General features: G+C 50.2%; 1 protein-coding gene. It reads right to left on the bottom strand.

Annotation, left to right across the window (positions count from 1 at the left end; genetic code table 11):
- Positions 1-219 (bottom strand): integrase core domain-containing protein (locus tag QP324_RS12290; RefSeq protein ID WP_284816273.1); only part of this gene is annotated, 219 nt, incomplete at both ends.

Here is a 219-nt window from a genome sequence, read left to right as displayed (position 1 = left end):
GTGGTTGTTGTAGTAGTCGATGATGTCATCGAGTTGTTGGTTTAGCTCGGCGATGTTGTGGGCAAATGGCCTTGTGTGCAGGGCTTTTTGGAGTGTTTGGTGGAAGCGCTCGACTTTTCCTTGGGTTTGGGGATGGTATGGAGTTCCATTCTTTTGGTGGATGCCCATTTGGAGCAGTAGCTGTTCGAAGCCGTTGCGAGTGTCGGCTTTTCTGTAGAG

This window comes from Corynebacterium sp. UMB0012, from assembly GCF_030216265.1.
In the GTDB taxonomy this organism is placed as follows: Bacteria; Actinomycetota; Actinomycetes; order Mycobacteriales; family Mycobacteriaceae; genus Corynebacterium.
Note: the sequence above shows the minus strand (reverse complement) of the source record. Positions and strands in the feature narration are given on the sequence as shown.